The sequence below is a fragment of the Streptococcus hyointestinalis genome, assembly GCF_011039275.1.
Taxonomy (GTDB): Bacteria; Bacillota; Bacilli; order Lactobacillales; family Streptococcaceae; genus Streptococcus; species Streptococcus hyointestinalis_A.
In genome coordinates, this window is record NZ_JAAKGB010000001.1 from 986,387 (window position 1) to 1,012,862 (window position 26,476).

25 protein-coding genes and 3 pseudogenes are annotated in these 26,476 nt (G+C 44.1%); 22 read left to right on the top strand and 6 right to left on the bottom strand.

All coding sequences use genetic code 11. The features are described from left to right. Positions 1 to 33 precede the first annotated feature (33 nt). The 18 genes and pseudogenes from G5B60_RS04715 to radC all read left to right on the top strand — a co-directional run bounded on the left by G5B60_RS04715 (position 34) and on the right by radC (position 17,444). Positions 34 to 1,290 (top strand): NRAMP family divalent metal transporter, encoded by a 1,257-nt coding sequence (locus G5B60_RS04715; RefSeq protein WP_164682930.1) that lies wholly within the window; start codon positions 34 to 36, stop codon positions 1,288 to 1,290. A gap of 133 nt (positions 1,291 to 1,423) precedes the next feature. After that, entirely contained in the window at positions 1,424 to 2,908 is a 1,485-nt protein-coding gene (locus G5B60_RS04720; RefSeq protein WP_164682931.1) for a glycoside hydrolase family 1 protein, read from the top strand. Positions 2,909 to 2,943: 35 nt separating this feature from the next. After that, positions 2,944 to 4,383 carry a glycoside hydrolase family 1 protein gene (locus G5B60_RS04725; protein WP_164682932.1) on the top strand — a complete coding sequence of 480 codons (1,440 nt, stop codon included), beginning with the start codon at positions 2,944 to 2,946 and terminating at the stop codon, positions 4,381 to 4,383. A 2-nt stretch (positions 4,384 to 4,385) separates the two neighbouring features. After that, a pseudogene (locus tag G5B60_RS04730) lies at positions 4,386 to 4,973 on the top strand (histidine phosphatase family protein). A gap of 108 nt (positions 4,974 to 5,081) precedes the next feature. Then, positions 5,082 to 5,369 (top strand): phasin family protein, encoded by a 288-nt coding sequence (locus G5B60_RS04735; RefSeq protein WP_164682933.1) that lies wholly within the window; start codon positions 5,082 to 5,084, stop codon positions 5,367 to 5,369. A gap of 8 nt (positions 5,370 to 5,377) precedes the next feature. Beyond that, positions 5,378 to 6,943, top strand: a complete 1,566-nt coding sequence (locus G5B60_RS04740) for an ABC1 kinase family protein (protein WP_164682934.1) — start codon at positions 5,378 to 5,380, stop codon at positions 6,941 to 6,943. A gap of 72 nt (positions 6,944 to 7,015) precedes the next feature. Then, positions 7,016 to 7,729, top strand: coding sequence for a YoaK family protein (locus G5B60_RS04745; protein WP_164682935.1), 714 nt, complete (start codon positions 7,016 to 7,018; stop codon positions 7,727 to 7,729). Between the two features lie 128 nt (positions 7,730 to 7,857). Beyond that, on the top strand, positions 7,858 to 8,067 hold the full coding sequence (locus G5B60_RS04750; RefSeq protein WP_164682936.1) for an HTH domain-containing protein: 210 nt from the start codon (positions 7,858 to 7,860) through the stop codon (positions 8,065 to 8,067). A 56-nt stretch (positions 8,068 to 8,123) separates the two neighbouring features. Beyond that, positions 8,124 to 8,474, top strand: a pseudogene (locus G5B60_RS04755) (helix-turn-helix domain-containing protein); the annotation flags it as partial. A 39-nt stretch (positions 8,475 to 8,513) separates the two neighbouring features. After that, positions 8,514 to 9,734: a BglG family transcription antiterminator gene (locus G5B60_RS04760; RefSeq protein ID WP_164682937.1), complete on the top strand. Its 1,221-nt coding sequence runs from the start codon at positions 8,514 to 8,516 to the stop codon at positions 9,732 to 9,734. A 111-nt stretch (positions 9,735 to 9,845) separates the two neighbouring features. Further along, complete coding sequence (locus G5B60_RS04765) at positions 9,846 to 10,178, top strand: PTS lactose/cellobiose transporter subunit IIA (protein WP_164682938.1); 333 nt, start codon at positions 9,846 to 9,848, stop codon at positions 10,176 to 10,178. Further along, positions 10,171 to 10,485 carry a PTS sugar transporter subunit IIB gene (locus tag G5B60_RS04770; RefSeq protein WP_164682939.1) on the top strand — a complete coding sequence of 105 codons (315 nt, stop codon included), beginning with the start codon at positions 10,171 to 10,173 and terminating at the stop codon, positions 10,483 to 10,485. The genes G5B60_RS04765 and G5B60_RS04770 overlap by 8 nt, the downstream gene beginning before the upstream one ends. 1 nt (position 10,486) lies before the next feature. Continuing rightward, positions 10,487 to 11,764: a PTS sugar transporter subunit IIC gene (locus G5B60_RS04775; RefSeq protein WP_164682940.1), complete on the top strand. Its 1,278-nt coding sequence runs from the start codon at positions 10,487 to 10,489 to the stop codon at positions 11,762 to 11,764. A gap of 22 nt (positions 11,765 to 11,786) precedes the next feature. Next, entirely contained in the window at positions 11,787 to 13,244 is a 1,458-nt protein-coding gene (locus tag G5B60_RS04780) for a glycoside hydrolase family 1 protein (RefSeq protein WP_164682941.1), read from the top strand. Then, a complete protein-coding gene (locus tag G5B60_RS04785) occupies positions 13,241 to 14,506 on the top strand; it encodes a glycoside hydrolase family 1 protein (RefSeq protein WP_164682942.1) in 1,266 nt (421 codons plus the stop codon). The genes G5B60_RS04780 and G5B60_RS04785 overlap by 4 nt, the downstream gene beginning before the upstream one ends. A 180-nt stretch (positions 14,507 to 14,686) precedes the next feature. Continuing rightward, positions 14,687 to 15,523 (top strand): glycosyltransferase family 8 protein, encoded by an 837-nt coding sequence (locus G5B60_RS04790; protein ID WP_164682943.1) that lies wholly within the window; start codon positions 14,687 to 14,689, stop codon positions 15,521 to 15,523. A 19-nt stretch (positions 15,524 to 15,542) separates the two neighbouring features. After that, positions 15,543 to 16,700, top strand: a complete 1,158-nt coding sequence (locus tag G5B60_RS04795; protein WP_164682944.1) for an AI-2E family transporter — start codon at positions 15,543 to 15,545, stop codon at positions 16,698 to 16,700. A gap of 57 nt (positions 16,701 to 16,757) precedes the next feature. After that, positions 16,758 to 17,444: a RadC family protein gene (gene radC / locus G5B60_RS04800; RefSeq protein ID WP_164682945.1), complete on the top strand. Its 687-nt coding sequence runs from the start codon at positions 16,758 to 16,760 to the stop codon at positions 17,442 to 17,444. Here radC and G5B60_RS04805 read toward each other — a convergent pair. From G5B60_RS04805 to G5B60_RS04825, 5 genes and pseudogenes are all read right to left on the bottom strand, one after another. Next, positions 17,441 to 18,133 carry a gamma-glutamyl-gamma-aminobutyrate hydrolase family protein gene (locus G5B60_RS04805; protein ID WP_164682946.1) on the bottom strand — a complete coding sequence of 231 codons (693 nt, stop codon included), beginning with the start codon at positions 18,131 to 18,133 and terminating at the stop codon, positions 17,441 to 17,443. The two genes, radC and G5B60_RS04805, sit on opposite strands and share 4 nt — an antisense overlap. 28 nt (positions 18,134 to 18,161) lie before the next feature. Beyond that, positions 18,162 to 18,812, bottom strand: a pseudogene (locus G5B60_RS04810) (redox-sensing transcriptional repressor Rex). A gap of 145 nt (positions 18,813 to 18,957) precedes the next feature. After that, positions 18,958 to 19,305, bottom strand: a complete 348-nt coding sequence (locus tag G5B60_RS04815) for a DUF1831 domain-containing protein (RefSeq protein ID WP_115269800.1) — start codon at positions 19,303 to 19,305, stop codon at positions 18,958 to 18,960. Positions 19,306 to 19,307: 2 nt separating this feature from the next. Then, positions 19,308 to 20,435: a cysteine desulfurase family protein gene (locus tag G5B60_RS04820; protein WP_277423804.1), complete on the bottom strand. Its 1,128-nt coding sequence runs from the start codon at positions 20,433 to 20,435 to the stop codon at positions 19,308 to 19,310. A 30-nt stretch (positions 20,436 to 20,465) separates the two neighbouring features. Continuing rightward, the gene (locus G5B60_RS04825; RefSeq protein WP_164682947.1) at positions 20,466 to 21,431 is read right to left on the bottom strand and encodes a ribose-phosphate diphosphokinase; all 966 of its coding nucleotides are present in this window, start codon (positions 21,429 to 21,431) and stop codon (positions 20,466 to 20,468) included. Between the two features lie 155 nt (positions 21,432 to 21,586). Here G5B60_RS04825 and G5B60_RS04830 point away from each other — a divergent pair, with 155 nt between their 5' ends. Further along, the gene (locus tag G5B60_RS04830; RefSeq protein WP_164682948.1) at positions 21,587 to 23,380 is read left to right on the top strand and encodes a heavy metal translocating P-type ATPase; all 1,794 of its coding nucleotides are present in this window, start codon (positions 21,587 to 21,589) and stop codon (positions 23,378 to 23,380) included. 12 nt (positions 23,381 to 23,392) lie between these two features. On the opposite strand, the gene G5B60_RS04835 is transcribed toward G5B60_RS04830, so the two are convergent. Beyond that, the gene (locus G5B60_RS04835) at positions 23,393 to 23,980 is read right to left on the bottom strand and encodes a CYTH domain-containing protein (protein ID WP_164682949.1); all 588 of its coding nucleotides are present in this window, start codon (positions 23,978 to 23,980) and stop codon (positions 23,393 to 23,395) included. A gap of 106 nt (positions 23,981 to 24,086) precedes the next feature. Between G5B60_RS04835 and G5B60_RS04840 the strand changes: the two genes are divergently transcribed. The 3 genes from G5B60_RS04840 to G5B60_RS04850 are packed head-to-tail and all read left to right on the top strand — an operon-like array spanning position 24,087 to position 26,474. Beyond that, positions 24,087 to 24,758, top strand: coding sequence for a GTP pyrophosphokinase (locus G5B60_RS04840; protein ID WP_164682950.1), 672 nt, complete (start codon positions 24,087 to 24,089; stop codon positions 24,756 to 24,758). Continuing rightward, on the top strand, positions 24,733 to 25,575 hold the full coding sequence (locus G5B60_RS04845; RefSeq protein WP_164682951.1) for an NAD kinase: 843 nt from the start codon (positions 24,733 to 24,735) through the stop codon (positions 25,573 to 25,575). Before G5B60_RS04840 ends, G5B60_RS04845 begins: the two co-directional genes overlap by 26 nt. Next, a complete protein-coding gene (locus tag G5B60_RS04850) occupies positions 25,572 to 26,474 on the top strand; it encodes an RluA family pseudouridine synthase (RefSeq protein ID WP_164682952.1) in 903 nt (300 codons plus the stop codon). Before G5B60_RS04845 ends, G5B60_RS04850 begins: the two co-directional genes overlap by 4 nt. Positions 26,475 to 26,476: the final 2 nt, after the last annotated feature.

The following is a 26,476-nucleotide window of genomic DNA, read 5'->3' on the forward strand; positions in this document are numbered from 1 at the left end:
TATCTGACGATAATTTGGAAAAGAGGTTTATTTATGGACAGTACAGATAGTCAATCAAAGTGGAAAAGCCGTCTTCGGGCAATGGGACCTGGTATTCTCATGGCGTCCGCAGCAGTCGGTGGCTCACACATCGTCTCCTCAACGCAAGCTGGTGCTATTTACGGCTGGCAGTTGGCTATTATCATCTTACTTATCAATTTGTTTAAGTATCCTTTCTTTCGATTTGGGACGCAGTACACGCTGACGACAGGAAAAAGCTTGATAGAGGGCTACAGCGAAAAGGGAAAGGGCTATCTGGTTCTCTTTTTTGTGATGAATATCTTCTCTGCTCTGGTCAATACTGCAGCGGTTAGTATCCTAGCGGCAGCTATTCTCTATAATATCTTTCCAAATGGTTTTGGCTTGTCTATTTCGCAGTTGACGACCATGATTATCGTGGTGACTTGGGCGATGTTGCTCATTGGTGGTTATCGCTTTATAGACGGACTGTCTAAGTGGGTCATGACAGCTTTGACTCTGGCGACAAGTTTAGCGGTTATCATCGCTCTTTTCCAACACAGAGAGTATGCTCCAAACTTTGTCGCTCCTAGCCCTTGGCAACTGTCTGCTCTGCCTTTTATCGTTTCTTTAATGGGCTGGATGCCTGCGCCTATCGAGATTTCAGCTATTAACTCCATGTGGAGTGTTGAAAAGCAAAAGAGTGTCAAGGTGTCTTATAACGACGGCTTGTTTGACTTTAACGTTGGTTATATCGGCACAGCTATTCTTGCCTTTATTTTCCTAGCGCTTGGAGCGCTCATCCAGTTTGGATCTGGTGAGAAGGTGCAGGGGGCGAGTGCTGCTTACATCCAGCAGTTTATTGGCATGTACGCTAAAGCCCTTGGCAATTGGTCTCGTCTCTTGATTGCCTTTATCGCTTTCTTATGTATCTTTGGTACGGTCATCACGGTTATCGACTGCTATTCACGAGCTAATAACGAGACCTTGCGTTTGCTTCTAGGCGAAAAAGAAGCCAAGCAAAAAAATCTCAACATCTGGATGACGCTCACTTCAGCGATAGCTCTTGTCATTGTCTTTTTCTTCTCAGGAAATGTCGCTATTATGCTACGCTTTGCCATGATTGCTTCTTTCCTCACAACACCATTTTTTGCTTACCTCAACTACATTTTGGTGAATAACAAAGAGCACCGTATCGCTAAATGGCTGAATGTCCTCTCCATCGTGGGGCTTATCTATCTCTTTGGCTTTGCCTTGTTCTTCCTTTATGCCATGATAACAGGATCTGTTTAGCAAATAAAAGTCAGTTTATCGAACTGGCTTTTTTGCTTATCGTAGAATAGTATCAGTTTTTCTAATCATAGTGTAAGCCCGTAAGGTTTGAAACCGCTATAATAAAGACAACAAAATGAAAGCGGTAAACATTATGACAAGACAATTTCCAAAAAACTTTTTATGGGGCGGAGCAATTGCTGCCAATCAAGCCGAAGGCGCATGGAACGAGGACGGACGTGGCATGGCAAAGACCGATGTCACAACAGGCGGTAGCGTTGACAGTCCACGCTATGTGACCTATATTGACAAAGATGGCAATCCTGGAAAAGCACCAGCCATGGGGCATAACGGTGTCATCCCAGAGGGTGCACACTATGCGGTTTTGGAGGATGAATACTATCCAAATCACCTCGGTGTGGACTTTTACCATCACTATAAGGAAGATATAGCTCTTTTAGCTGAGATGGGTTTTAAAGTCTTTCGTCTCTCCATCTCTTGGTCACGCATTTTCCCAAATGGGGATGAGAAAGAGCCTAATCAAAAAGGGCTAGACTTTTACCGTCGTGTCTTTGAAGAATGTCACAAGCATGGCATTGAGCCTTTGGTGTCTATCTGGCACTTTGACACGCCGCTCTACTTAGAAGAGCACTATGGTGGTTGGAACAATCGCAAGCTGATTGATTTTTATGTGCACTATGCTGAGACGATTTTTAAGGAATATAAGGACTTGGTGACCTATTGGTTGACCTTCAATGAAATCAACAACACCGTCATGTTTTTGGATATGTTTGGCGGACAAGGAGATGACAAGGCTTTCCAAGAAGGCTATCAGCAGCTACATTATCAGTTTGTCGCTAGCGCAAGAGCTGTTAAGCTTGGGCATGAGATTAATCCGAACTTCCAAATCGGTAATATGATTTGTGGGATTACCTTTTACCCAGCGACCTGTGACCCTCATGACGTTCTAGCAGATCGCCACAAGTGGGAGCAGGGCATTTACTACTGTGGGGATGTGCAGGTCAAGGGCAAGTACCCAACCTTTGCTAAGCGTTTGTGGAAAGAGCACGATGTGCGCCTAGACATCACTGAGCAGGATGAGAAAGACTTAGCTGAAGGCACTGTTGATATGTACACCTTTTCTTACTACATGTCAAATAATGTCACAACGCATACAGGTGTAGAGCAGGTGTCAGGTAATTTCTCAACAGGTGCTAAGAATCCTTATCTGACCTATTCAGACTGGGGCTGGGGGCTAGATCCGATAGGATTACAATACTATCTTGAAAAAATGTACGACCGCTATGAGCTTCCGCTGATGGTTGTTGAAAATGGCTTAGGAGCTTTTGACACGGTTGAGGAAGACGGCAGCATTCACGACCAGTACCGCATTGACTATTATCGTCCGCATATTGAAGCTATGGCAGCAGCCATTGAAAACGGTGTAGACTTGCGTGGTTACACGACTTGGGGTTGTATTGACCTTGTATCCGCTGGGACTGGTGAAATCAGAAAGCGCTACGGTTTTATCTACGTTGATGTGGATGACAAGGGACAGGGTAGCCTTAAACGTACACCGAAAGATTCATTCTATTGGTACAAGAAAGTCATTGCGTCTAACGGAAGAGATTTAGACTAAAAGTATTTAAATACTAAAACAAGAGGGAGACAATCATGACACAATCAGCATTTCCAAAAGATTTTTTATGGGGTGGTGCAACAGCTGCCAATCAATTTGAAGGGGCTTATAACAGTGACGGCAAAGGGCTAAGCGTGCAGGATGTGACGCCAAAAGGAGGCGTTGCCATGCCAGGAAGTTCTAGCCCAGTCATCACAGACCAGCCAACGCCAGATAATCTCAAACTAGAGGGTATTGACTTTTACCACCGTTACAAGGAGGACATCGCTCTCTTTGCAGAAATGGGCTTCAAGGTCTTTCGCATGTCGATTGCCTGGTCACGCATTTTCCCAAACGGAGACGATGAACAGCCTAATGAAGCAGGGCTAGCCTTTTATGATAAGGTCTTTGATGAGTTGGCAAAATATGGTATCGAGCCACTCGTGACACTGTCTCACTACGAAACGCCACTGCACCTAGCACGTGCTTACAACGGCTGGGCAAATCGTGACTTGATTGGCTTTTATGAGCGCTATGTGCGTACTGTTTTCACTCGCTATAAGGACAAGGTTAAGTACTGGCTGACGTTCAATGAAATCAACTCTGTATTGCATGCACCTTTCATGTCAGGTGGTATCGTGACAGATCCAGAGAAACTCAGCAAGCAAGACCTCTACCAAGCAGTGCACCATGAGCTGGTCGCATCAGCACTCGCTACCAAGATTGGGCACAGTATCAATCCTGACTTTAAGATTGGCTGTATGGTGCTTGCTATGCCAGCTTATGCCATGACGGCAAATCCACTTGACCAGCTAGCAGTGCGTGATTTTGAAAATCAAAATTATCTCTTCTCAGACATCCACGTGCGGGGCAAGTATCCAAACTACATCAAGCGCTACTTTAAGGAAAATGGCATTACCATTGACTTTGCGCCAGAGGATGAGGAGCTTTTGAAGAACACTGTTGACTTTATCTCCTTTTCTTACTACATGAGCGTGGCGCAAGCGCACAATCCAGAGGACTACAGCACAGGTCGTGGCAATATCATGGGCGGTATCAGCAATCCTTATCTAGAAAGCTCTGAGTGGGGCTGGCAGATTGACTCGATTGGTCTGCGTCTTGTCCTAAATGCTTTTTATGACCGCTATCAATTGCCGCTCTTTATCGTTGAAAATGGCTTGGGTGCTAAGGACGTCTTGGTCGAAGGACCGAACGGTCCAACGGTTGAGGATGACTACCGTATTGATTACCTGCAAAAACATCTGGTGCAGGTTAATGAAGCGCTTAAAGACGGCGTCGAACTTCTAGGTTACACCACTTGGGGACCAATTGACCTTGTGTCTGCGTCAACAGCAGAACTCAGCAAGCGCTACGGCTTTATCTATGTTGACCGCAATGATGACGGCACAGGTAGCCTAGCACGCTACAAGAAAAAATCCTTTGATTGGTACAAGAAAGTCATCGCAAGCAATGGCGAAGCTCTGTATGAGGCATAAGCATGAAAACACTTTATCTTATGCGACACGGTCAGACGCTCTTCAACTCTCTTGGCAAGATTCAAGGCTGGTGTGATTCCCCTTTGACAGAAGCAGGAAAGAGCGAAGCAAAGCGAGCACGTGACTTTTTTGAAAGGGAAGGCATTTGCTTTGACAAAGCCTAAGCTTCAACGCAAGAGCGGGCTTGTGACACGCTAGAAATCGTGACGTCACAAGACTATCAGCGATTGAAGGGACTCAAGGAGTGGAATTTTGGTTTGTTCGAGGGAGAGAGTGAGCGGCTCAATCCCAAGGTTCCCTACAGCACAGAGTTTGTTGCTTATAGTGGTGAGAGTGCGGATGAGGTTAGCTGTCGTATGCTTGCGACCTTGACGGACGTCATGACAGACTTGGCAGAAAATGAGACGGCTCTTGCGGTCAGTCACGGTGGCGCTTGCTTTCGCTTTTTGCAAACCTTTCGTGATTTTTCAACGGCTGATCGCCCATTTTTTAGCAATTGTGCCATTCAAGAGCTTATTTTTGAAGAAGGACAATTTCATTTGAAGCGCTCTATTGACCCTATCCATCAAGAAGTTAAGCTTTATGACTGAGAAAACAGCTAGTCTTACTAGCTGTTTTTGGCAATCTCAAAAATCTTGCTATTCGTTAGAAAAGTGTTACAATAAGAGTAAAAGAAACATTAGAAAAGAGGCAATAGTATGGAAGAACTCAAAAAAGTATTGTTAGCTGGTATTGGCTTAACCTCAATGACACTTGAAAAAGCGGATGCTTTTGTCAAAGAACTGGTCGACAAAGGGCGTATCAGCATGGACGAGGGCAAAGAACTGCAACAAGAGTTAAAGCGTAAAGGTGAAGTGGAAGCGCAGGCTGTCATCGACGAGGTCAAGGCAAAGGCAGAGCCTTACCAATACGCCACAAAAGAAGACCTCGCACGCCTTGAAGCGAAGTTAGACCGTCTTCTCTCAAAAGACGACACTAAAGACTAAGAGCGCCTATGTCAACCAAGCGCCTTAGAGAAATTGTCGGAGCCTTCTCCTCTGTCGGGCTAACCAGCTTAAAGGACAGACGAAAAGCAGATGAGGATAAAGAAGCTCCGCAAAAACTGCGTCTTGCCTTTGAACAGCTGGGACCTAGCTTTGTCAAGATTGGGCAAATCCTCTCTACACGTGATGACCTTTTGCCAGAAGCCTACATCACTGAACTTAGCAAACTGCAAAATAATGTCCTGCCGCTAGAGACAGATGTGGTCATGTCTGCTATTCAAGCAGAGCTTACTCAGCCCATAGCGGACGTTTTTGAGGAGATTAAGAGCGAGCCTTTGGCGAGCGGTTCCGTTGCCCAGACACATCTTGCTACTTTAAAATCTGGTCAGCAGGTTGTCCTCAAAATCCAGCGCCCACACTTAGCAGAAATCGTCCAAGAGGATCTCAATCTCCTCATCAAGCTGTCACGCCGTATTCCAAAGCATTTCATTCCTATGGTGGACTTGACCGAAGTGCTCTTGCAACTAAAAGCGTCGCTCTTGTATGAGATTGATTTTCGTCACGAAGCGCAAGCTATGATACGCTTTAAAGAGACTAATCGTTCGGTTCGCTGTGTTGGCGTGCCTAAGGTTTATAATAGCTACACGACGGAGCGCTTGATTGTCGAGGAGTATATCGAGGGCATTCCTATCAATCACTATGACCAGCTTTTGCTTGCTGGCTATGATTTGGAGGATATTGGGCGTAAGCTCATGCTGAGTTTTATCAAGCAGGTCTTTAAGGATGGTTATTTTCATGGCGACCCGCACCCTGGCAATCTCATCATCAGTAACAACAAGATTTACTTTATTGACTTTGGGATTATGGGGCAGCTTGAGGAGGGCATGCGCTCGGCGCTAAACGATATTCTCTATGGTTTTACAGCGCAAGATGTGGACGGCATGACACGGGCTGTGCTGGCTATGACGGACTTTGACACCTCCCTCAACAAAGTAGAGCTCAGCCATGACATCGAGCGGATGTTGGCAAAGTATGGCAATCTCGACCTGGGCAAGCTGTCTATTACGGATTTGCTGGAGGATTTGGTGTCCATTTTTGTCCGCAATCGCTTGAAAGCGTCGGCTCAGATTACCATTTTGGAAAAAGCTGCGCTGCAGGTCGAGGGGATTTTTCAGACCTTGGCGCCAGATGTGGATCTTATGACCCTTGCTAAAAACTACTTTTTGCAAAATATGGGTCCAGACATGCTCAAGCAGTCGCTTAATAAAGAAACGCTGCTGATTGAGCTCTTTTACCTGCTTAAAAACGGCAAAAATGTCCCAAGACGCCTCAATCAGCTCCTAGAGCAAATCCTAAATGGACGTATCCTCGTCAATCATGATTTCTATGATTACTCTAATCGTATCAAGACCCTAAAAAATGTCGCTAATCGCTTTGTACTAGCTCTGCTCTTTTTGACCTTTATGCTGACAGGAGCTCTGCTGTCCTTTTCAGCACAGTTGGCTGGAGTTATGTGGCTCTGCTTTGCTTTAGCGCTTCTCGTTTTTATCGTCCTTGTGGTCACACTAACCAAATAAAACAGGTCTTGAAATTTTACTAGATAATCGGTACAATAAAAAGGTAGTGATTTTTTAGAGGAGTCAGATTTCTTGGAAAAACAAACATTTCGTATCTTTGAGCGTCTGCGGTTTGCGGCGCTCTTAACCTTTGTCAGTGGCTTTTTAGACGCTTACACCTTCACCACGCAAAATCAGCGCTTTGCAGGTCTCCAGACGGGAAATCTCATCAACATGATGGTGCATTTGGCAGATGGGCATGTCTTTTTATCGCTGACTTATCTTGTGCCGGTGCTCTTTTTTGCTCTGGGGCAGTCGGTTAATGTCTTTTTAGAGCCCTTGGTTCGGCAAAAAGGCTACCATTGGCACTTTGTCAGTAGTTGCTTGATAACGATTGGTGTTGCTATTGTAGCTGTTTATTCGCCATTTGTAGGGCACAATGCGACCATCTCAGGTCTGTCCTTTTGTGCAGCCATGCAGCTAGATACCTTTAAGCGTGTGCGGGGGCAGGCTTACGCCAATATCATGATGATTGGAAACATCAAGCGTATCTCCCAGCAGCTCACAACAGGCTTTCTCCAAAAGGACCGCAAAGCCATCTCAAAAGGCTTACACATTGCTTGGGTCCTCTTGACCTTTTGCCTAGGCGCCTTTGCAGCAGCACTGCTTACGCAAATCATCGGCGAGTATGCGCTCTATACCGTCCTCATCCCCCTCTTGATGATAAACGCCTACCTTCTCTTTGAGAAGCATCCAGAAGAGAGCACCATTGACTTTGATAATCAAATATTGACAAAAATGGATTGAAGTGGGAGTACACAACATTATTCAAAGTTTAATTCAGTTCCATTCAAAACAGATTACTTTTGTCCCGACATTTTAGAGCTGCTACAGAATGTGGTAAAATAACAATAGAGTTATTATTGGAGGTTCATATGAATAAGGTAAAATTAACGATTCTTCAATTATTAGGAGAGCGTTTTATTCCTACAAAAGTCATTGCACAGTTGGTTGGGAAGAGCGAAAAAACTGTGCGCAAATATGTAGCTGAACTTAATGATGATTTAGAACCTTTGGGGACTCAGATTATTTCTAAACAAGGCAAAGGTCTTCATCTTTTAGTGCGGCTTATCAAACATTTTTAACGCAGTCAGGGAGAGAGTGTAACGAAACTGCTCACTACTCTGCTCAAGAACGAGTTGCTAAAATTATCCAGTATCTTATTATATTGGACGTTACCACTAAGGAAACGTTGATGGATTTGGTTTATGTTTCCTTAAACACCTTAACTGAAGATTTAAAGGCTGTTGACATTTATTTATCTCATTTTCAGTTAAGTTTAGAGCGTTTACCGAGTCGAGGTCTGATAGTGGCTGGATCTGAGTATAAGAAACGTGTTTGTTTGCAGACTAGCTGGCAAACGCTATCAACTTTACTTCCTGATCAACTCAGTCAGAGTGAAAGAGAAAATTTAGAAAAAATCGTGTCAGAACAACTAGCTCAGGCACAACTAAATATGTCTCATAGCAGTCTGCTACCTATTTTACAGTAATTAGAAATCGCTCTTTTGAGGTGTAAAAAAGAAAAACAGGTGACCTTAGACAGGAAGGCTATTGACTTTGTTTTAACTCCAGAGTTTGCTCAGTTAGGACAAGTGATAGTTCAGCGAATCAATGGTCAATTTGAGTCACTTTTAACGGAGGCTGATGGTCGCATTTTAGCGATAAGTTTGATGACAAAGTTATCCTCTTATGCCTTAGAACATGCGCACTTACATCCCATTATCGTAGATGGTCTCAATTTGCAAATTGAACGTATTTTTGACAAGATTAGGCAAGAATTCTCGCTAGATTTATCTCATAATGCTACTCTTCAAAAACAACTTTTTCTTCACCTCTTTGCCATGACGCTTCGTATCAAATATGATATTTATAGTCAGCACCCGATGGTTTATCAACTGAAGCAGAACTATTCGTTTTCTTATATGATAGCCAAAACGGCAGCCGAGGTGCTGGAAGCTTACTTTGAAAAACAAATTCCAGATGATGAAATAGGCTTTCTTGCTATGATTTTTTCATCAGCAGTGGACTATGGTCAAACAATAAGTAAAAATATCCTGCTCATTAGCCCACAGGCTAGTTCAAGCCGTCAATTTTATCGCATGCAGTTTGAACATTATTTTGGAACTCAACTAAACCATATTTACGAAACGACGACTGAGAATTTAGCGGATTTTCCGTTTGACGTTCAACAAATTGATGTCATTTTTTCACCTGTTCCCTTGACCGAACAGGTGCCTGTCGAGGTTATTGAGACGCCTCTGGTTATGACAGACGAAGAGCTAGCAAAATACAAACAATTGTTTTTTAATAACAACCAAGCTGCGTTAACTGCTTTTTACCAAGAAGATTATTTCTTTCCACATTTGACTGTTAAGGATAAAGAAACAGCTATCAAAATGTTAATTGATAAACTGGATTTGACAGATAGTGAAAAATCGGATTTTTATCAATCTGTTTTGCGTCGGGAAGAGCGTGTAGCTACTGATATTTCGGGTTTAGCTGCAACACCCCATCCTGAGCAGCCACTTTTTGAACGCAATTTTGTAGAAGTGGGTTTATTGGATAAGCCGATTCTTTGGCATGATTATAAAGTTAGCTTGGTCATTCTGGTCCATTTAAAAAAAGGTAATCAACCTGATTTAGAATTATTTTACCGTAAGACGAGTAGCTTTCTCTTTAATAAAGACAAGATTACAGCTCTCAAGCGTCAGCCTACGTTTTCAAATTTTATCACTTTAATCTCAAATTAAATCATAAAAGATACCGTTTTCAAGACTACCGTTTTGATTACGGTATTTTTTTGGTTGGAGACTTTTTGAGTCTTATCCTACAATAAAGAGTGTAAAGGAGGCGCTTACAAAATGAAAAAAGACAAGCAACAAGAACAAGCAATCATGGCACTGATTGTTCATGGTGGCGATGCTAGAAGTAAAGCTATTCAGGCGATTCGCAGTGCAAAAAGTCATGATTTTGAACAGGCGGATACCCTCATAGCTGAGTGTAACCAAGCACTGCTTCAAGCTCATCGGATACAGACGGATTTGATTCAGCAAGAAATCCTAGAGGAAGAGAGTAGTAAGGTGAGTCTGTTGATGGTGCACGCACAGGATCATCTGATGAACGCAATGACGGTGCGTGATTTGGCGGTAGAACTGATTGACATTGTAAAACAAGGAGGAATAAAAAATGATTAAAATTCGCTTGATTTGTGCCATGGGCATGTCAACTTCTATGGTAGTACAAAAAATGAGGGAAGCAGCAGACCAGCTAGGTTTGAAAGCTGATATTGCAGCACAATCAGAGACTGCTTTTGAGGAACAGGGAGAGACAGTTGATTTGCTCCTCCTAGGACCACAGATTGGTCATTTGTTAGCACCTTTACAAGAACGCTATCGTGACGCAGGTTTTCCAATTGCTGTCATCGATCTGATGGACTATGGCATGTTAAATGGAGAAAAAATTTTAAAAGATGGACTAGCACTCATTGAGGAGGCAAAATAGCATGAATAAGTTTGAAGTATGGAAACAAAAGATTGATCCTTGGGCAAGCAAGGTGCAAAATAGTACTTTTGTCAAGACAATCACAGCAGGGCTGATGGTATCTATGCCAGCGATTATGGCAGGATCTTTTGCAACTATTTTGCTCAGTATTCAGATCGGGGGATTTCAGGACTTTTTAGCTACGATCGGAATTAAAGCGATTTTAGATACCATTATTTTGGTGACTATCAACTTTTTTGCACTCTATACCGTATTTGGGATGGCGTATCACTATGCTATTCAGAAAAAACAGAGCGGTGCCATGGCAGGGCTGGTGGCTATAGCTTCATTTTTAGCCATTACGCCTTTCAAGACAGAGACCAATAGCTACGGAATGACCAGTCATTTTTTGCCAACAAACTGTCTGGGAGCACAAGGACTCTTTAGTGCTATGATAGTTGGTTTTGTAGTTGGGATGGCTTTTGTCTTTATCAAGGAAAGAGGTTGGACCATCAAGTTGCCAGATTCAGTGCCCCCTGTGATTTCATCTAGTTTTGCTAGTATTATCCCAGGCTTGATTATTGTTAGTGGTTTTGCAGTTTTGTCTTATTTATTCAGTTTGACGCCTTTTGGTTCTTTTCATCAAACCATTTATTCTCTTTTGCAGCTGCCTTTACAAAGCGTGGGCTCTAACATCTGGGCTATCTTGCTGATGACCTTTATTGCTCAAATCCTTTGGGTTCTTGGTATCCACGGTCCTATGGTAGTTATTCCTCTAGCGGCGATTGCTTGGCGTCCTGCTGATTTAGCTAATCTGACGGCTTTTAATGAAGGAGTTAGTCAGCTACCAAATATTACAGGTCTTGCTTTCTATACGACTTACTCTTTTTCTGGTTGGGGCTTAGGGCTGGCTATTGCTATGCTTTTGGCGCACAGCCAGCGTTACAAGACCTTAGGAAAATTGGCGGTTGTACCGAGTATCTTTGGGATTACCGAGCCTCTGATTTTCGGAACACCTATCATTATGAACTTGAAACTCTTGATTCCGCATGTTTTTGCACCGATTATTTCTCTAATAACAGCATATTTTCTAACGGTTATTGGGGTCTTGCCACGTTTGATTGGGGTCGGTCTGCCATCTGGCATGCCTATTGCTGTGCAAGGGTTCTTGCAAGGTGGCTGGCGAGTAGCACTCTTTCAGTTAGTCTTTGCAGCCTTGTCTATCGCCATCTATTATCCATTTTTGAAGAGTTTGGACAAGGACGAACTCAAACTAGAAGCTGCTCGTGAGGCAGCTTAGACTCAGTAGAAGGAGGAGAAAAATGCCATTTCCAGATACATTTCTATGGGGCGGAGCGACTTCTGCCAGCCAGATTGAAGGTGCCTTTGACCGAGACGGTCGCGGCATGAGTACAGCAGATGTTTTCCCCTATCATGAAAAGATCACAGACCCACGCCAATCCATGCTCAAGGCTATGACACGAGCTGAGGTGAAAGCGGCTATGGAAGATCAAACAGGCTTTTATCCCAAACGAATAGGCATTGATTTTTACCACCATTATGAGGAAGACATCGCCCTGATGGCAGAATTGGGCTTTACTGTCTATCGTATGTCCATCTCTTGGAGTCGGATCTTTCCGAATGGAGATGATCCCATCCCCAACGAGGCAGGCTTGGCCTTTTATGACCAAGTGATTGATACTTGTCTTAGCTACGGTATTGCTCCTTTGATTACTCTTTCTCATTATGACTTTCCGCTGGCTTTGACGCTCAAGCAAAATGGCTGGCTGTCTCGTAAAACGGTAGATGATTTTGTTCGCTATGCCAGCCTGCTCTTTGAACGTTACAAGGACAAGGTTAAATACTGGGTGACCTTTAACGAGTTCAATATCATTTCCCTGACGCCCTTTATTAGCGGCGGTATGCTGGCCGATCAGGTGGCTGATTTGGAGGCGGCTAAGCACCAAGCAGCCCACCATCAATTGCTGGCAAGTAGCCTAGCTGTTGCGGCTTGTCATCGGATCATTCCAGATGCCAAGATCGGCGGCATGATTGCACGCTTTGAGTCCTACCCAGAGACTTGTGCACCAGAGGATAGTCTTTTGACTATCCAGAATGACCAAAAGAACTTCGCTTATGCGGATGTCATGGTCAAGGGGAGCTATCCCAACTACCTCTTGCAGACTTGGGCTGAGACAGGCTTAACTCCTGTCCTAGCTCCAGAAGACGTAGCCATTTTGAAAGAGGGATGCGTTGATTTTTTAGGCTTTAGCTATTATATGTCAGGCTTATCTGGCACAGATAAGACAACTGAAAAAACTGCAGGCAATCTAGGTTACACCAAGAAAAATCCTTATCTAAAAACCAGTGAATGGGGCTGGCAGATTGATCCGGTTGGCTTGCGAGTGACCCTTCATAAGCTCTATGATCGCTACGGAATTCCGCTTTTTGTCCTTGAAAATGGTCTGGGTGCGCGTGACACCGTGAGTGCTGATGGAGAGATTGAGGACACCTATCGGATCGCCTACCTATCAGCTCATTTGAGAGAGCTTGGCAAGGCCTTGGATGAAAGGGTTCCTGTACTGGGCTATACCTTATGGGGGTGGATTGACCTGATCAGTGCCAGCACGAGCGAGATGTCTAAACGCTACGGTCTGGTCTATGTGGATCAGGACGATTACGGTCAAGGTAGCCAAAAACGTCTGAAAAAGAAGTCGTTTGCCTGGTATCAGGCTGTGATTGCTAGCAATGGCAAGAGCTTAGAGGAGGCTCATACATGACCAAATTTTTACTAGGAGCGGCAACTTCTGCTCATCAGGTAGAGGGAAATAATGACCGTAGCGACACTTGGGCGGCGGAGCACCTGCCCCACACGACCTTTGCGGAACCGTCAGGACAGGCGCTTGACCATTATCATCTCTACAAAGAGGACTTGAAGCTCCTCAAGCAGGCTGGGCTTAATGCTTATCGCTTTACCATCGAGTGGGCGAGGCTCGAGCCGGCTCAGGGGCAGATTGATCAGGGCGAGTTGGCGCATTACCGTGAAAAATTAACCTACTGTCATGAGCTAGGTCTGACGCCGATCGTGACCCTTCACCATTTTTCCTCTCCCAAATGGGTGATTGAGCAGGGCGGTTGGGAAAATCCAGCGGTAGCAGATTGGTTTGCGGCCTATGCTAGCCTGATTGTGACTGAACTGGGTGACCAGCTGAGCTACATCTGCACTATCAATGAGGCCAATATGGGCCTACAACTGGCAGACATGATTGCGGAGCGACTGAAAGGAACAGCGAGCAGTGTCCAAGTAGGGATCAACACGGTCTCCCGTTTTTCTGAACAAATGCTCTTGCTGCGAAAGGACTACCAGGCTGCTTTTGGAGCAGAGACACCGGCTTTTTTCCTCTCGCCAAGGACAGAGAAGGGAGATACTATCATCATGCAGGCTCATATCAAGGCTAGAAGAGCTATCAAGTCCTTGAGACCTGACATGCAAGTAGGCTTGACCCTCTCTCTGCATGATTTTCAAGCCTCACTAGGTGGTGAAACACTTGCTGAGCAGGCTTGGGACAAGGAATTTTCCCACTACCTGCCTGTTCTAGAAGAGGACGATTTTCTAGGTGTGCAAAACTATACTCGTAAGGTCGTGAATAGTCAGGGCACTATGTCACCATCAGGAGACCTTCCCTTGACTCAGATGGGCTACGAGGTCTATCCCCAAGCACTAGAGCATGTCCTACGTCGTGTCGCAAGTCAACTCTCAATTCCCCTTTTGGTGACAGAAAATGGGATAGCAACAGCAGATGATGAACAGCGCATTTCCTTCATCGATCAAGCTTTGACTGGACTCGCTCGGTGTAGAGAGGACGGTCTTCCGATTTTAGGCTATCTTTACTGGTCTTTGTTGGATAACTTTGAGTGGCAAAAGGGCTACTCCATGACCTTTGGTCTCATTGCTGTCGACCGTCAGACTCAGGAACGTCAGGTCAAACTAAGTCTGTCTTACCTCGGTCAGCAGCTGGAGAGATTTAAAAATAAGCATTAGTATCAAAGATACTTAAAGTAAAGGTAAACAAATCTAAGTATTGTTTGCCTTTTTATAATGACTTAGTTGCGTCTTTTTCTAAAACTACAGATTTCTTTGCCTATTTGCTGATAAAGGGGGCATTTTTGTGTAAAATCGTGTATAATTGTAACAGATGTACTTTTAGAGAGGATTGAGCCTGTGAACTCTTCGATTCATTTGTTATTTGCTATTGATGACCACTACGTTGAGCAGTTTATGGTGACGTTGTATTCCATTGTGACCAATAGTTCTAAGGCGTCGTTTGATGTCTATGTCATGCAAAAGCAACCCCTAGCGCAAAATGAGACGATTGCCCTTTTTTGTGAGCAGTTGGGTGTGTCTTATCACCCTGTTGTCATGGGAGATGATGCTTTTAAGGATGCGCCAACGACAGACCGCTATCCAGAGACGATTTACTACCGTCTGCTCGCACACGAGTTTTTGCCAGCAGATCTAGAGCGTATCCTGTATGTGGATGCTGATATCTTGTGTCTTAACGACATTGTGCCATTTTACGAGATGGATTTGTCCGGCAAATGCTACGCTGCTAGTAGCCATACCGCAGATAGCAACATCCCAGAGCTTGTCAATAAGCTGCGCTTGCAAAATTTTGAGACAGACTGCTATTACAACACTGGCGTTTTGCTGATGAATCTCACTGAAATCCGAAAAACGGTCAAACGCTCTGCCATTTTAGATTATATCCAGAAAAAAGGAGCGCTCTTGTTGCTGCCTGATCAGGATATTTTAAATGCGCTGTATGGGCACTTGGTGGAGCTTGTCCCAGATAGTATCTACAACTATGACGCACGCTACAACACACTCTACTATGCTAGGAGTTTTGGGGAATGGGACTTAAACTGGGTGATTGAGCACACTGTTTTTTTGCATTTTTGTGGTCGTGATAAGCCGTGGAAGGACAGCTACAGAGGGCGCTATGCTGCTTTGTATAAGCACTATTATCACCATGTGAGACATTTGTCTACAACATTATAATTGAGGTATTGAAAAAATTATGCGTTTTGGAAAAAAACAAGTTTACTATTTACTTGCTTTGTTTATACTCTTTTTGGCTGTTTTAAATTATTGGGATGCAGCAGCCTCTATTGTAAGCACTGTTTTTAAAGCAGCGCAGCCATTCTTAATTGGAGCAGCAGTGGCTTATGTGGTCAATATCGTCATGTCTCTTTACGAGATAGGCTATGACTGGCTGTTTAAGAACGTTGCCTTTATGAAAGGGCTCAAGCGTCCGCTGTCGATGATTTTTGCCTATACGACCTTTGTGGTTGTCATTATCTGGCTCTTTTCGATTATCCTGCCAGACCTTATCGCAAGTATCAGCTCGCTGATGAATATCGATCCCTCCATCATCACAAAGCTCATCAAAGAAATCAATCAAAATCCGCATATTGCAAGAGTGATTAACTATGTCGGCTCAGACAAGGAAATTGTCTCACAAGTCACAAACTTTGGGCAACAGATTTTAAAACAAGTGCTGACAGCCTTGATGTCACTCATGACCTCTGTGACCTCTATCGCACAGACCTTTATCAATGTCTTTATGAGCGTGATTTTTTCTTTTTACGTTCTGGGCAACAAGGAAAAACTTGGACGTCAGTTTAATCTCTTGATTGATACCTTTGCAGGTAAGTATGCCAAAAAAATGCACTATGTCATTGGGATTTTGCACAAACGTTTTCACGGTTTCATCGTGGGTCAAACGCTAGAAGCCATGATTTTAGGGACCTTGACTGCTATTGGTATGATGATACTAAGTTTTCCTTATGCTAGCACGATTGGCGTTTTGGTCGCTTTTACAGCCCTTATCCCTGTGATTGGGGCATACATAGGTGTGACGATTGGCTTTTTCCTTATCGTTACCCAGTCTGTCCCTCAGGCGGTTGCCTTTGTTATCTTTATGATTATCCTGCAGCAGTTTGAGGGTAATCTCATCTACCCTCGTGTCGTTGGTGGCTCGATTGGACTTCCTGGAATGTGGGTCTTGGTGGCTATTACCATCGGTGGAAGCCTCTATGGTTTTCTGGGAATGCTTATGGCTGTTCCTATTGCAGCTAGTATCTATCAAATCATCAAAGACCAAGTGGCAAAGCGCCAGTCAGTGGATTTAGACAACCCTGACCAAAAGATACCATCTGAAATTATTGACGAATAAGAAATACCTTCACTTACCTGTCCTTTTACGGATAGGATGAGTGGAGGTATTTTTAATATGTATGAAATCCAGAATCAAGCTGAGCAATTACGCCCAAGAGAACGCCTGCAGGCTCTAGGAGCTGACAAATTAAGCAATCACGAGTTATTAGCAATCCTTTTAAGAACTGGTACCAAGGAAATGCCTGTCCTTGACATTTCAATGCAAATCATCAACCAGATGACCTCTCTAGCTGATTTTAAACACTTGTCTTTACAAGAATTGCAGCAAATCAAAGGAATCGGCAAGGTCAAGTCTCTCGAGCTAAAAGCCATGATTGAGCTGGCAAGGCGTATCCAAGATTCTGAGTATAAGCGTGCAGACCAGATTTTAAGCAGCCAGCAGTTGGCACGCCGTATGATGCTAGAGCTCTCTGATAGCAAGCAAGAGCACTTGATTGCTCTCTATTTGGACACGCAAAATCGTATCATCGAGCAAAAGACGATTTTCATCGGAACGGTGCGACGTTCGGTCGCTGAACCTCGTGAGATTCTCTATTATGCCTGTAAAAATATGGCAACGAGTCTCATCATCGTGCACAATCATCCCTCAGGCAGTGCCACACCAAGTCAAAATGATAAAAAGTTCACTGAAAAAATCCAAGCAGCCTGCCAGATGATTGGCATTGTCTGCTTGGATCATATCATTGTCGGACAAAAAGAGTATTACAGTTTTCGAGAAGAAGGAGAGGTGCTTTGCGATTAGAGTTCATTGACAAAGTAGTCAAAGAGCGCCATATCCTTGGCACTATCATCAATGAGCAATTCTGGGTGCCATTGAACGCCTAAAAAGGTGATGGTTTTATCCACCGAAACCGCCGCCTCAACAATCCCTGTATCGGGGTCAAAGGCGATAGGTTTTAGAGACTCTGCCATTGTTTTGATACTTTGACGGTGAAAAGAGTTGATCTGTGCATGTGCACCGTAGATTTTTGAGAGAATGCAATCGTTTTTGATGACGACAGGGTGCGTTCTGACATTGCCTTCTTCACTTTGCCAATGCCCCTTGATGTCTTGGTTCAGCGTACCACCAAGTGCCACATTCATCAGCTGCAGTCCACGGCAAACACCAAATATGGGCTTTTTCTGCTTGATAGCTTCCTTGATGACAGCTAGCTCAAAGACATCACGTTCAAGAAAGAAATCGTTTTCACTAGCGTGACGTTCTTCTTGATAAAATTTAGGCTCGACATTTTGCCCACCAATCAACAAGACCTTGTCCACCATAGAGACGTAGGTTTTAGCGTCTTCTTCGCTACTGATTGGCAGGATAAGTGGTAGCCCTCCAGCTCGTTGTACCCCCTTGACAAAGCCCGTTGGGGCATATGACCACGGGAGGTTGATGTCTTTTTTAATGCGTTGGTTTCCCATAATCCCAATAATTGGTTTTACCATGTTCTCTCCTTTCTCTAAGTTGTTTTTGCTAGCTTGTCTGATCATGGGCTTGACTCATAAAGTACAGTAAGGTCTGCAACTCACTCGTCAAATCTACATACTGGACAATCACATCTTTTGGCACATTGAGGTGAACAGGTGAAAAGCTCAAAATGCCTTTGATACCAGCGTCAACGAGAATATCAGCAACTTCCTGAGCCTGCAAGCTAGGAACGGTCAAAATCGCTGTTTCGATCTACTGGTCTTTTAAGTGCTCTTTTATGGTTGAAATCCCATAGATAGGAATGCCATCTTCGGTTTTAGTGCCGACTAGGCTATTATCATCACGGTCAAAAGCGAGCGTGATTTGCATTTTATTGCGGTCATGAAAGCGGTAGTGTAGAAGCGCTCGTCCGATATTACCACACCCCACCAGCATAACATTGGTCGTTGAGTGGTCGTTTAGAATATCGGCAAAAAAATTCATGAGTTTTTTCACATCATAGCCAAATCCACGACGCCCCAGCTCACCAAAATAGGAAAAGTCACGACGCACCGTCGCTGAGTCGATCCCAATAGCGTCTGCAATCTGTTTTGAGCTGGCTTTTTCAAAATTGTTGGTGTTAAACCGTTTAAAAATCCTGTAATAAAGTGGCAGGCGTTTTGCCGTTGCCTTAGGAATAGACTTATCAATAGTCATGAAACAACACCTCCTAGATGTAAGGAATTTACTATAGTTGATAAGTGTCATCTCTTTTATTGTATCAAAAAGTTTGTGAAAATAGCAACAAATGGAGCCTTTTATCTAAAAAAATCTTATGTTGGCATAAGATTTTTTCGTGTTATTAAGCCTCTCTTTTGGTAAAGACATCACGCTCTACCAGGCTATCCATTAAAAAGTAGAACTTGTCTTGCAAAATTTTGAGGTCTTTATTTTTGAAAATATTGACCAAGCGAAGCCCCGACTTGTCTGTAATGACAAGTTTAAAAGCTGTTAAATCTTTGTTAATCGTGATTTTAAGAGGAAAGCCGTCACCAGAATTGGGCACTTCCTCAAGCAGTCGTGTTAATTCAAAATTGCCGACTTTATTTTGCACAAAGGTCGTATCACGTAGTGTATATTTTTTGATGTTTGGGCTGATAGTGTAGATAAACGGGCAATCAGCCAGATGAATTTCAGTTTCAAAAGCCATGGTTATCTCCCTATGATTTCTTTTAAAGCTTGGGCAAGAAGTGTGACCTCCTCTAGGGTGTTGAGGTCTGAAAAGCTTATACGAATAGACTCCGCCAAACGCTTAGAGTTGCTACCATAATAGCTGGTTAGGACATGACTAGGCTCAACCGTCCCAGCTGTACAAGCAGAGCCAGTGGAGACAGCAAAGCCTTTCAAATCAAGCAGTGTCAAGAGCACACTGTTTGATTGACTGGGGAACCCAATATTTAAGACATGCGGCATTCTTGTGTCGCTACCGTTGATGTAGTAGTCCACACCGTCTAGATCTGCTAGGAAAGTTTCTTTGAGTTGTTCTACCTTGCGGTAGTTTTCATCCAAATGAAGCATAGCGTCAGCCGTTGCCTGTGCCATACCGGCAATGCCTACCATATTTTCAGTGCTAGCTCGGCGCTTTTCCTCTTGCTCACCACCGTGAAGAAGGCTATCCATGTGATGTGCCTTAGCAAATAAAATACCGACACCTTTTGGTCCATGAAATTTATGCGCAGAAGCAGAAAGAAAATCAATCCCCAACTCATGCGGTCTTAGCGCTAGCTTACCAAAAGCCTGCACAGCGTCCACGTGAAAAACAGCTTGATGGTCTTGAAGCACCTCTGCCATTTCAGCGATAGGAAGCAAGTCCCCTGTTTCATTGTTAGCGTACATGACACTGACTAGGATAGTGTCATCTCGTAGCGCTTCTTTGAGCATATCAGCTGTAATCTGACCGTTTTGTGGCTTGAGATAGGTCACTTCAAATCCAAAGCGCTCCTCCAGATACGCCATAGTATGTAGGACAGAGTGGTGCTCAATCTCTGTTGTGATGAGGTGTTTTCCCTTCTCCTGGTTAGCAAGAGCATAGCCTTTAATGGCGTGGTTATTACTTTCTGTAGCTCCAGAGGTAAAGATGATTTCATGGCTTGGGACATCAAGCGTCTGCGCCAAGGTTTGACGATAAGTGCGTAGCCTTTGGTTTGCCTGTCGTCCAAAACTGTGGATACTAGAGGGGTTGCCAAAGTCTGTCGTCATCAACTCAGTCATCGCTTCAATGACTGAGGGTGTCATAGCAGTAGTAGCAGCATTGTCTAAGTAGATTGGTGTGTGTGTGATAGTGGTCAAATCCTTTCTTAAAGACCTAAATCAGTCTTTTTGGTATGCAAACAATGGGCTGAGCGGACGGCGCTCGTGGATGCGCACGATTGCTTTTGCAATGAGGTCAGCCGCAGAGAGGTAGGTCACATTTTCTGGGACACGCTCTTTTGTCAGAACAGAGTCTGTAACGACGATGTCTTTGATTGGAGAAGCTTCCAAGACATCAGCAGCACCGCCGGCAAAGAGACCATGGCTAGCAACAGCGTAGATGTCAGTAGCGCCACCACGCTCTAAAATTTTCGCTGCTTCAGCAAATGTTTTTCCAGTATTTAAGATGTCGTCAATGATGATAGCTTTTTTACCTTCGACCTCACCGATGATGTAGCCCTCTTCACGAGAAGCGTCGTCTTGAGCGTAGTCAATGATAGCAATCGGTGCGTCTAAAACTTCAGCGAGACTGCGGGCACGCTTGATACCTGAGTTTTTAGGGCTAACAACGACAACATCCTCACCAGTAAAGCCAAGACGTGAGTAGTGTTCAGCAAAAAGCGGTACAGTAAAGAGATTATCAACTGGGATGTCGAAAAATCCTTGTACTTGAACAGCGTGCAGATCAAGTGTCAATAAGCGGTCAACACCAGCTTTGACTAGCATATTAGCAACAAGTTTTGCTGTGATTGGCTCACGAGACGCAGCGATACGATCCTGTCTAGCATAGCCAAAGTATGGGATGACAACATTGACAGAGTTGGCACTAGCACGCTTACACGCATCAATCATAATCAATAATTCCCAAAGATTGTCATTGACTGGAAAACTAGTCGACTGGATGATGTAAATATCATCCCCACGAACGGTTTCCTCAATGTTAATCATAATCTCGCCATCTGAGAACTGACGGCAAGAACCCTTTCCAAGCGGGATTCCTGAGACTTCAGAAATCTTCTCAGCAATTGGAAGGTTGGAAGTGAGTGAAAATAACTTGATAGGTTTGTCGGCATATTGTTCGACCATTTCTTGGAACCTCCTTTAATTATAAACCTTATAAAAGTAATACTTTCATTTTATCAAAAAAGAGGAGAAAATTCACCCTCTAGCGTCAAATTACTTGCTTTATGTTTTCTTATTTGGTACCATTCTAAATAAGAAAACATAAACGAGGAATTAAAATGCGATTTAGAAAATTTATCATCACAGCACTGATTGGTGTCTTTGCGCTTGTTATGGAGTTTGGCTTTGACCAGCCTCACATCGCTTACCTTTTGGTTGCTATTGCTGGTTGGTGTATGGCATTTGTCATGTTGGTTGATATGATTAAGACGCTTCGTCATGGTCAGTATGGTGTTGACCTCTTAGCTATTGTTGCTATTGTGACGACGCTTTTAGTCGGTGACTACTGGGCGAGTCTGATGATTTTAATCATGCTGACAGGCGGTGAGAGCTTGGAAGAGTACGCAAGCCGTCAGGCTGGTCGAGAACTGCGAGAGCTTTTGGACAATTCACCTCAAGAAGCGCACCTGAAAAAAGGAGAAGACTGGGTTGATGTCCCTGTTGATGACGTAGCGATTGGCGATATTATTTTAGTAAACCCAAACGAGGTCATCCCTATTGACGGTGTGGTGGTGCAAGGAGAGACCAGCGTCAATGAATCCTCTCTGACAGGCGAGTCACTCCTAGTAGATAAAACGATTAACGACGAAGTGCTGTCTGGTTCGATAAATGGCGACAATGCCATCAGGATAAAAGCAAGTCGTCTGGCTAAGGACAGTCAGTATCAAGTCTTGGTCAATCTCATCAAGGAACCAGAGCAAAAGCCTGCCCGCTTTGTGCGTCTGGCAGACCGCTATGCAGTGCCATTTACCGTTGCTGCCTTTGTCATTGGTGGGCTTGCTTGGTACATCAGTGGTGACGTCATGCGTTTTGCGCAGGTCTTGGTAGTTGCTTCACCTTGTCCCTTGATTTTAGCAGCGCCCATTGCCTTTGTGGCAGGGATGAGTCGCTCAAGCCGCTCTGGTATTGTCATCAAGTCAGCAACCAGCTTTGAAATGCTCGAAAAAGCAAAATTAATCGCCTTTGACAAGACAGGCACAATCACCAATGGTCAGCTCATGGTGGATAAAATTGTCCCAAATACTGGTGTCTCAAAAGAAGAACTCTTGCAGATTGCAGCTAGTAGCGAGCAAGAATCTACACACATTTTGGCTCGTTCTTTGGTTGATTACGCTAAACAAGAAGGCATAGACTTGTTGCCACTGACCTCTAGCAAGGAACTAACGGCCATGGGAGTGGAAAGTCAGATTGATGGGCACCTCGTCCGAGCAGGAAAGGCGAGCTTGATGGCTGACTTGTCTAGTGACTTGCAGGCGCATGAGACTGCTATCTATGTCTCAAAAGACGACCACTATCTAGGGTACATCGGCTTTAAGGATACCATTCGCCCAGAGTCTAAGGAAACCATAGAGCGTCTTAAAAATTATGGCATTCAAAATGTGCTTATGCTGACAGGGGATAAAAAAGCTGTCGCTGAAAAAGTCGCCAAGGAAGTTGGTATCACACAAGTGCAGGCAGAATGTCTGCCCCAAGATAAAATCAAACGTCTGCAGGACGCCCCAAGCGACCAACACCCAACAGTCATGGTAGGAGATGGGGTCAATGACGCTCCAGCGCTTGTCGCAGCTGATGTCGGCATTGCCATGGGAGCGCACGGTGCGACAACTGCTAGTGAAAATGCGGACGTTGTCATCCTCCAAGATGACCTCAGTAAAGTGGCTGACTTGGTTGGTATCTCAAAAGATACGCTCCTTGTTGCAAAACAGTCTGTATGGATTGGTCTTGGTATTTGTTTCTTATTGATGTTGATAGCAAGTACTGGTGTTATCCCAGCTTTATTAGGTGCTATCTTACAGGAGGTTATTGATACCATATCCATTTTATCAGCGCTAAGAGCGAGAAAAGACAGATAAAAACAGCTAATTCTAGCTGTTTTTATCTGTCTTTTGGTTTCTCAGTGTGGCACTGAATCTGGCAACCTTGCTTTTAGCGTATTTGAAATTGATACTTTGCTCGGCTAAGAAGTTGTCAAAATCATCCTTACCTTTTTTAGCGTCAAGCACTTCTAGCTCAAGCTCATAATCACGAATGCCAGCGTACTGATTGTCATCTAAAGCCATGAGCCCAATCGCCGTTTGGCATTCTCGTCTAGTGGTTGTGAGATAGCCAAAAACTGCTAGCGCACTTGGGTCAACCCCTTGGTCTTTGATACGCTTTGTGATGTCATTTTCAGGCAATTGTCCTGTTTTAATCATCTCTTTAGCTTCATCAATAGGCAGAGCGATATTGTATTCCCAGTTGCCGACGTCCTTTGGGATTTTTAGGGTCAGCTCGGCTGCGTTTGAGATGGTGCGGATACGCAGTGACATGCGGTGGGCTTTCATATCGAAGTTTTCAGTATCAAAGTAGTAGTTGGTTTGTGTGACAGGTGCTACGTGTGAAAATTGCGCCTTGAGACGATTAAACTCGTCTTTTGTCAGCATCGTTTTAAATTCTATCTCAAGATGGTTCATAGTTCACGTCCTTTGGAAATTTTATGGTATAATAAACGTTAAGTTTATTTTATAAGAAATTGGCTCATTTGACAAGGTTTTGTCATGGGCTTAGAGGAGAGAGTGTATGGGCATGGACTGGGAACCCTTTTTGGACCCTTATATCCAGACAGTTGGTGAGTTGAAAATCAAGCTGAGAAGTATTCGCAAGCAATTTCGTAAGCAAAATAAACACTCGCCCATCGAGTTTGTGACAGGACGTGTCAAGTCTATTGAGAGTATTAAGGAAAAGATGGTCTTGCGTGATATTCGTTTTGAAAATTTAGCGACGGATTTGCAGGATATTGCTGGGCTTCGTATTATGGTGCAGTTTGTTGATGACGTTGATGATGTGCTGGAGCTTTTACGCAAACGTCAGGACATGACTATTGTACAGGAGCGTGATTATATCCATCATATGAAAGCTAGCGGCTACCGCTCTTATCACGTGATTGTAGAGTACCCTGTTGATACCATTCATGGGCAAAAGAAGATTTTAGCTGAGATACAGATTAGGACCTTAGCCATGAATTTTTGGGCGACTATTGAGCACTCGCTCAACTACAAATACCAAGGTGATTTTCCTGAAGAAATCAAAAAACGTTTGGAAGTGACGGCTAAGATTGCTTTTGAGCTGGATGAGGAAATGCGTAAAATCCGTGAGGATATTCGTGAAGCGCAGCTTTTATTTGACCCTGAAAATAGAAAGTTAAGTGATGGTTTAGGAAATAGCGATGACACAGATGAATTATACCGATAAGAAAAAGCCCACTCGTGTGGCGATTATTAGTAACGGCAAGTACCAGAGTAAGCGCATTGCAGGCAAGCTCTTTGCGATTTTTAAGGACGCTGATGATTTTTACCTGACCAAAAGAGATCCAGATGTGGTGATTAGTATTGGTGGTGACGGCATGTTGCTGTCTGCTTTTCATATGTACGAGAAGGCTCTAGACCATGTGCGTTTTGTTGGCATTCACACGGGGCACTTGGGTTTTTACACGGACTCTCGTGACTTTGAGGTGGATAAGCTGATTGAAAATCTCAGACAGGATAAGGGAGAGAGCATTTCTTATCCTATCGTTAAGGTTAAGATTACCCTAGCAGATGGGCGTGTTATCAAAGGGCGTGCACTCAATGAGTCAACCATTAAACGTATCGAAAAAACTATGGTGGCTGATGTCGTCATCAACAAGGTCAAGTTTGAGCGTTTTCGTGGCGATGGTCTGTCTGTCTCAACGCCGACAGGCAGCACCGCCTACAACAAATCACTGGGCGGAGCCATTTTACACCCAACCATTGAAGCGCTGCAATTGACTGAAATCTCAAGTCTTAACAACCGTGTTTATCGCACCATTGGCTCGTCGCTCATCATCCCTAAAAAGGATGCTATTGAGGTGGTGCCAAAGCGCTTGGGGCTCTATACTATTTCCATTGACAATAAACCCATGCAGTACCGCAATGTCAAAAAGATTGAGTACAGCATTGATAGCAAGAAAATTCACTTTGTGGCAACACCAAGTCACACCAGCTTTTGGGAGCGTGTCATGGATGCCTTTATCGGAGAGTGCGATTCATGAGATTTGAGTTTGTAGCAGACAGACAAGTCAAGGTCAAAACGCTTCTCAAAAGCCACGATATTTCAAAAGGCTTGTTGGCTAAGGTTAAGTTCAAGGGTGGCAATATCTGGGTCAACGGTGTGGAGCAAAATGCCATTTATCTCCTTGATGTCGGCGATAAAGTAGCCATTGACATCCCTGATGAAGCCCCTCATGAGACGCTTATCCCAGTCCAAAAAGAGCTGAATATCGTCGCAGAAGACGACCACTTTCTCGTCCTCAATAAACCCTACGGTGTGGCAAGTATCCCAAGTAAGAACCACACCAACACCATGGCGAATTTCATCAAGCACTATTATCAAGAAAAGGGCTACCCAAACCAGCAGGTGCATCTCGTGACGCGGCTGGATAAGGATACCAGTGGGCTTATGCTCTTTGCCAAGCACGGCTACGCCCATGCGAGACTAGATAAGCAGTTGCAGACAAAGTCCATTGAAAAGCGCTACTATGCCTTGGTTTCTGGTGAGGGAGACTTGCCAGATTCTGGTGAGATTATCGCACCGATTGCAAGGGATGTCGATAGTATCATCACGAGACGTGTCCACAAGTCTGGAAAGTATGCGCATACTAGCTACCAAGTGGTGGAGCGATTTGGTGATGTGGCTTTGGTGGATGTGTTGCTACACACAGGGCGCACTCATCAGATACGTGTGCATTTTTCTCATATTGGTTTTCCTCTTTTGGGCGATGATTTGTACGGTGGGAGGATGGCTCTGGGTATCACTCGCCAAGCTTTGCATTGTCACTCTCTTAGATTTACAGACCCTTTCACAAAAAAGCAGCGCTGTCATGAAATTGGCTTGACAGATGATTTTGATAGCGTTATCATAGAACTGAAAGAAAATAATAGAAGGAGTTGACT

Bases quoted from the DNA above. Each gene is read 5' to 3' on its own strand.
- G5B60_RS04715 (WP_164682930.1), top strand. From the start codon at position 34: ATGGACAGTACAGATAGTCAATCAAAGTGGAAAAGCCGTCTTCGGGCA.
- G5B60_RS04720 (WP_164682931.1), top strand. From the start codon at position 1,424: ATGACAAGACAATTTCCAAAAAACTTTTTATGGGGCGGAGCAATTGCT.
- G5B60_RS04725 (WP_164682932.1), top strand. From the start codon at position 2,944: ATGACACAATCAGCATTTCCAAAAGATTTTTTATGGGGTGGTGCAACA.
- G5B60_RS04735 (WP_164682933.1), top strand. From the start codon at position 5,082: ATGGAAGAACTCAAAAAAGTATTGTTAGCTGGTATTGGCTTAACCTCA.
- G5B60_RS04740 (WP_164682934.1), top strand. From the start codon at position 5,378: ATGTCAACCAAGCGCCTTAGAGAAATTGTCGGAGCCTTCTCCTCTGTC.
- G5B60_RS04750 (WP_164682936.1), top strand. From the start codon at position 7,858: ATGAATAAGGTAAAATTAACGATTCTTCAATTATTAGGAGAGCGTTTT.
- G5B60_RS04765 (WP_164682938.1), top strand. From the start codon at position 9,846: ATGAAAAAAGACAAGCAACAAGAACAAGCAATCATGGCACTGATTGTT.
- G5B60_RS04770 (WP_164682939.1), top strand. From the start codon at position 10,171: ATGATTAAAATTCGCTTGATTTGTGCCATGGGCATGTCAACTTCTATG.
- G5B60_RS04775 (WP_164682940.1), top strand. From the start codon at position 10,487: ATGAATAAGTTTGAAGTATGGAAACAAAAGATTGATCCTTGGGCAAGC.
- G5B60_RS04780 (WP_164682941.1), top strand. From the start codon at position 11,787: ATGCCATTTCCAGATACATTTCTATGGGGCGGAGCGACTTCTGCCAGC.
- G5B60_RS04785 (WP_164682942.1), top strand. From the start codon at position 13,241: ATGACCAAATTTTTACTAGGAGCGGCAACTTCTGCTCATCAGGTAGAG.
- G5B60_RS04795 (WP_164682944.1), top strand. From the start codon at position 15,543: ATGCGTTTTGGAAAAAAACAAGTTTACTATTTACTTGCTTTGTTTATA.
- radC (WP_164682945.1), top strand. From the start codon at position 16,758: ATGTATGAAATCCAGAATCAAGCTGAGCAATTACGCCCAAGAGAACGC.
- G5B60_RS04805 (WP_164682946.1), bottom strand. From the start codon at position 18,133: ATGGTAAAACCAATTATTGGGATTATGGGAAACCAACGCATTAAAAAA.
- G5B60_RS04815 (WP_115269800.1), bottom strand. From the start codon at position 19,305: ATGGCTTTTGAAACTGAAATTCATCTGGCTGATTGCCCGTTTATCTAC.
- G5B60_RS04825 (WP_164682947.1), bottom strand. From the start codon at position 21,431: ATGGTCGAACAATATGCCGACAAACCTATCAAGTTATTTTCACTCACT.
- G5B60_RS04830 (WP_164682948.1), top strand. From the start codon at position 21,587: ATGCGATTTAGAAAATTTATCATCACAGCACTGATTGGTGTCTTTGCG.
- G5B60_RS04835 (WP_164682949.1), bottom strand. From the start codon at position 23,980: ATGAACCATCTTGAGATAGAATTTAAAACGATGCTGACAAAAGACGAG.
- G5B60_RS04840 (WP_164682950.1), top strand. From the start codon at position 24,087: ATGGGCATGGACTGGGAACCCTTTTTGGACCCTTATATCCAGACAGTT.
- G5B60_RS04845 (WP_164682951.1), top strand. From the start codon at position 24,733: ATGACACAGATGAATTATACCGATAAGAAAAAGCCCACTCGTGTGGCG.
- G5B60_RS04850 (WP_164682952.1), top strand. From the start codon at position 25,572: ATGAGATTTGAGTTTGTAGCAGACAGACAAGTCAAGGTCAAAACGCTT.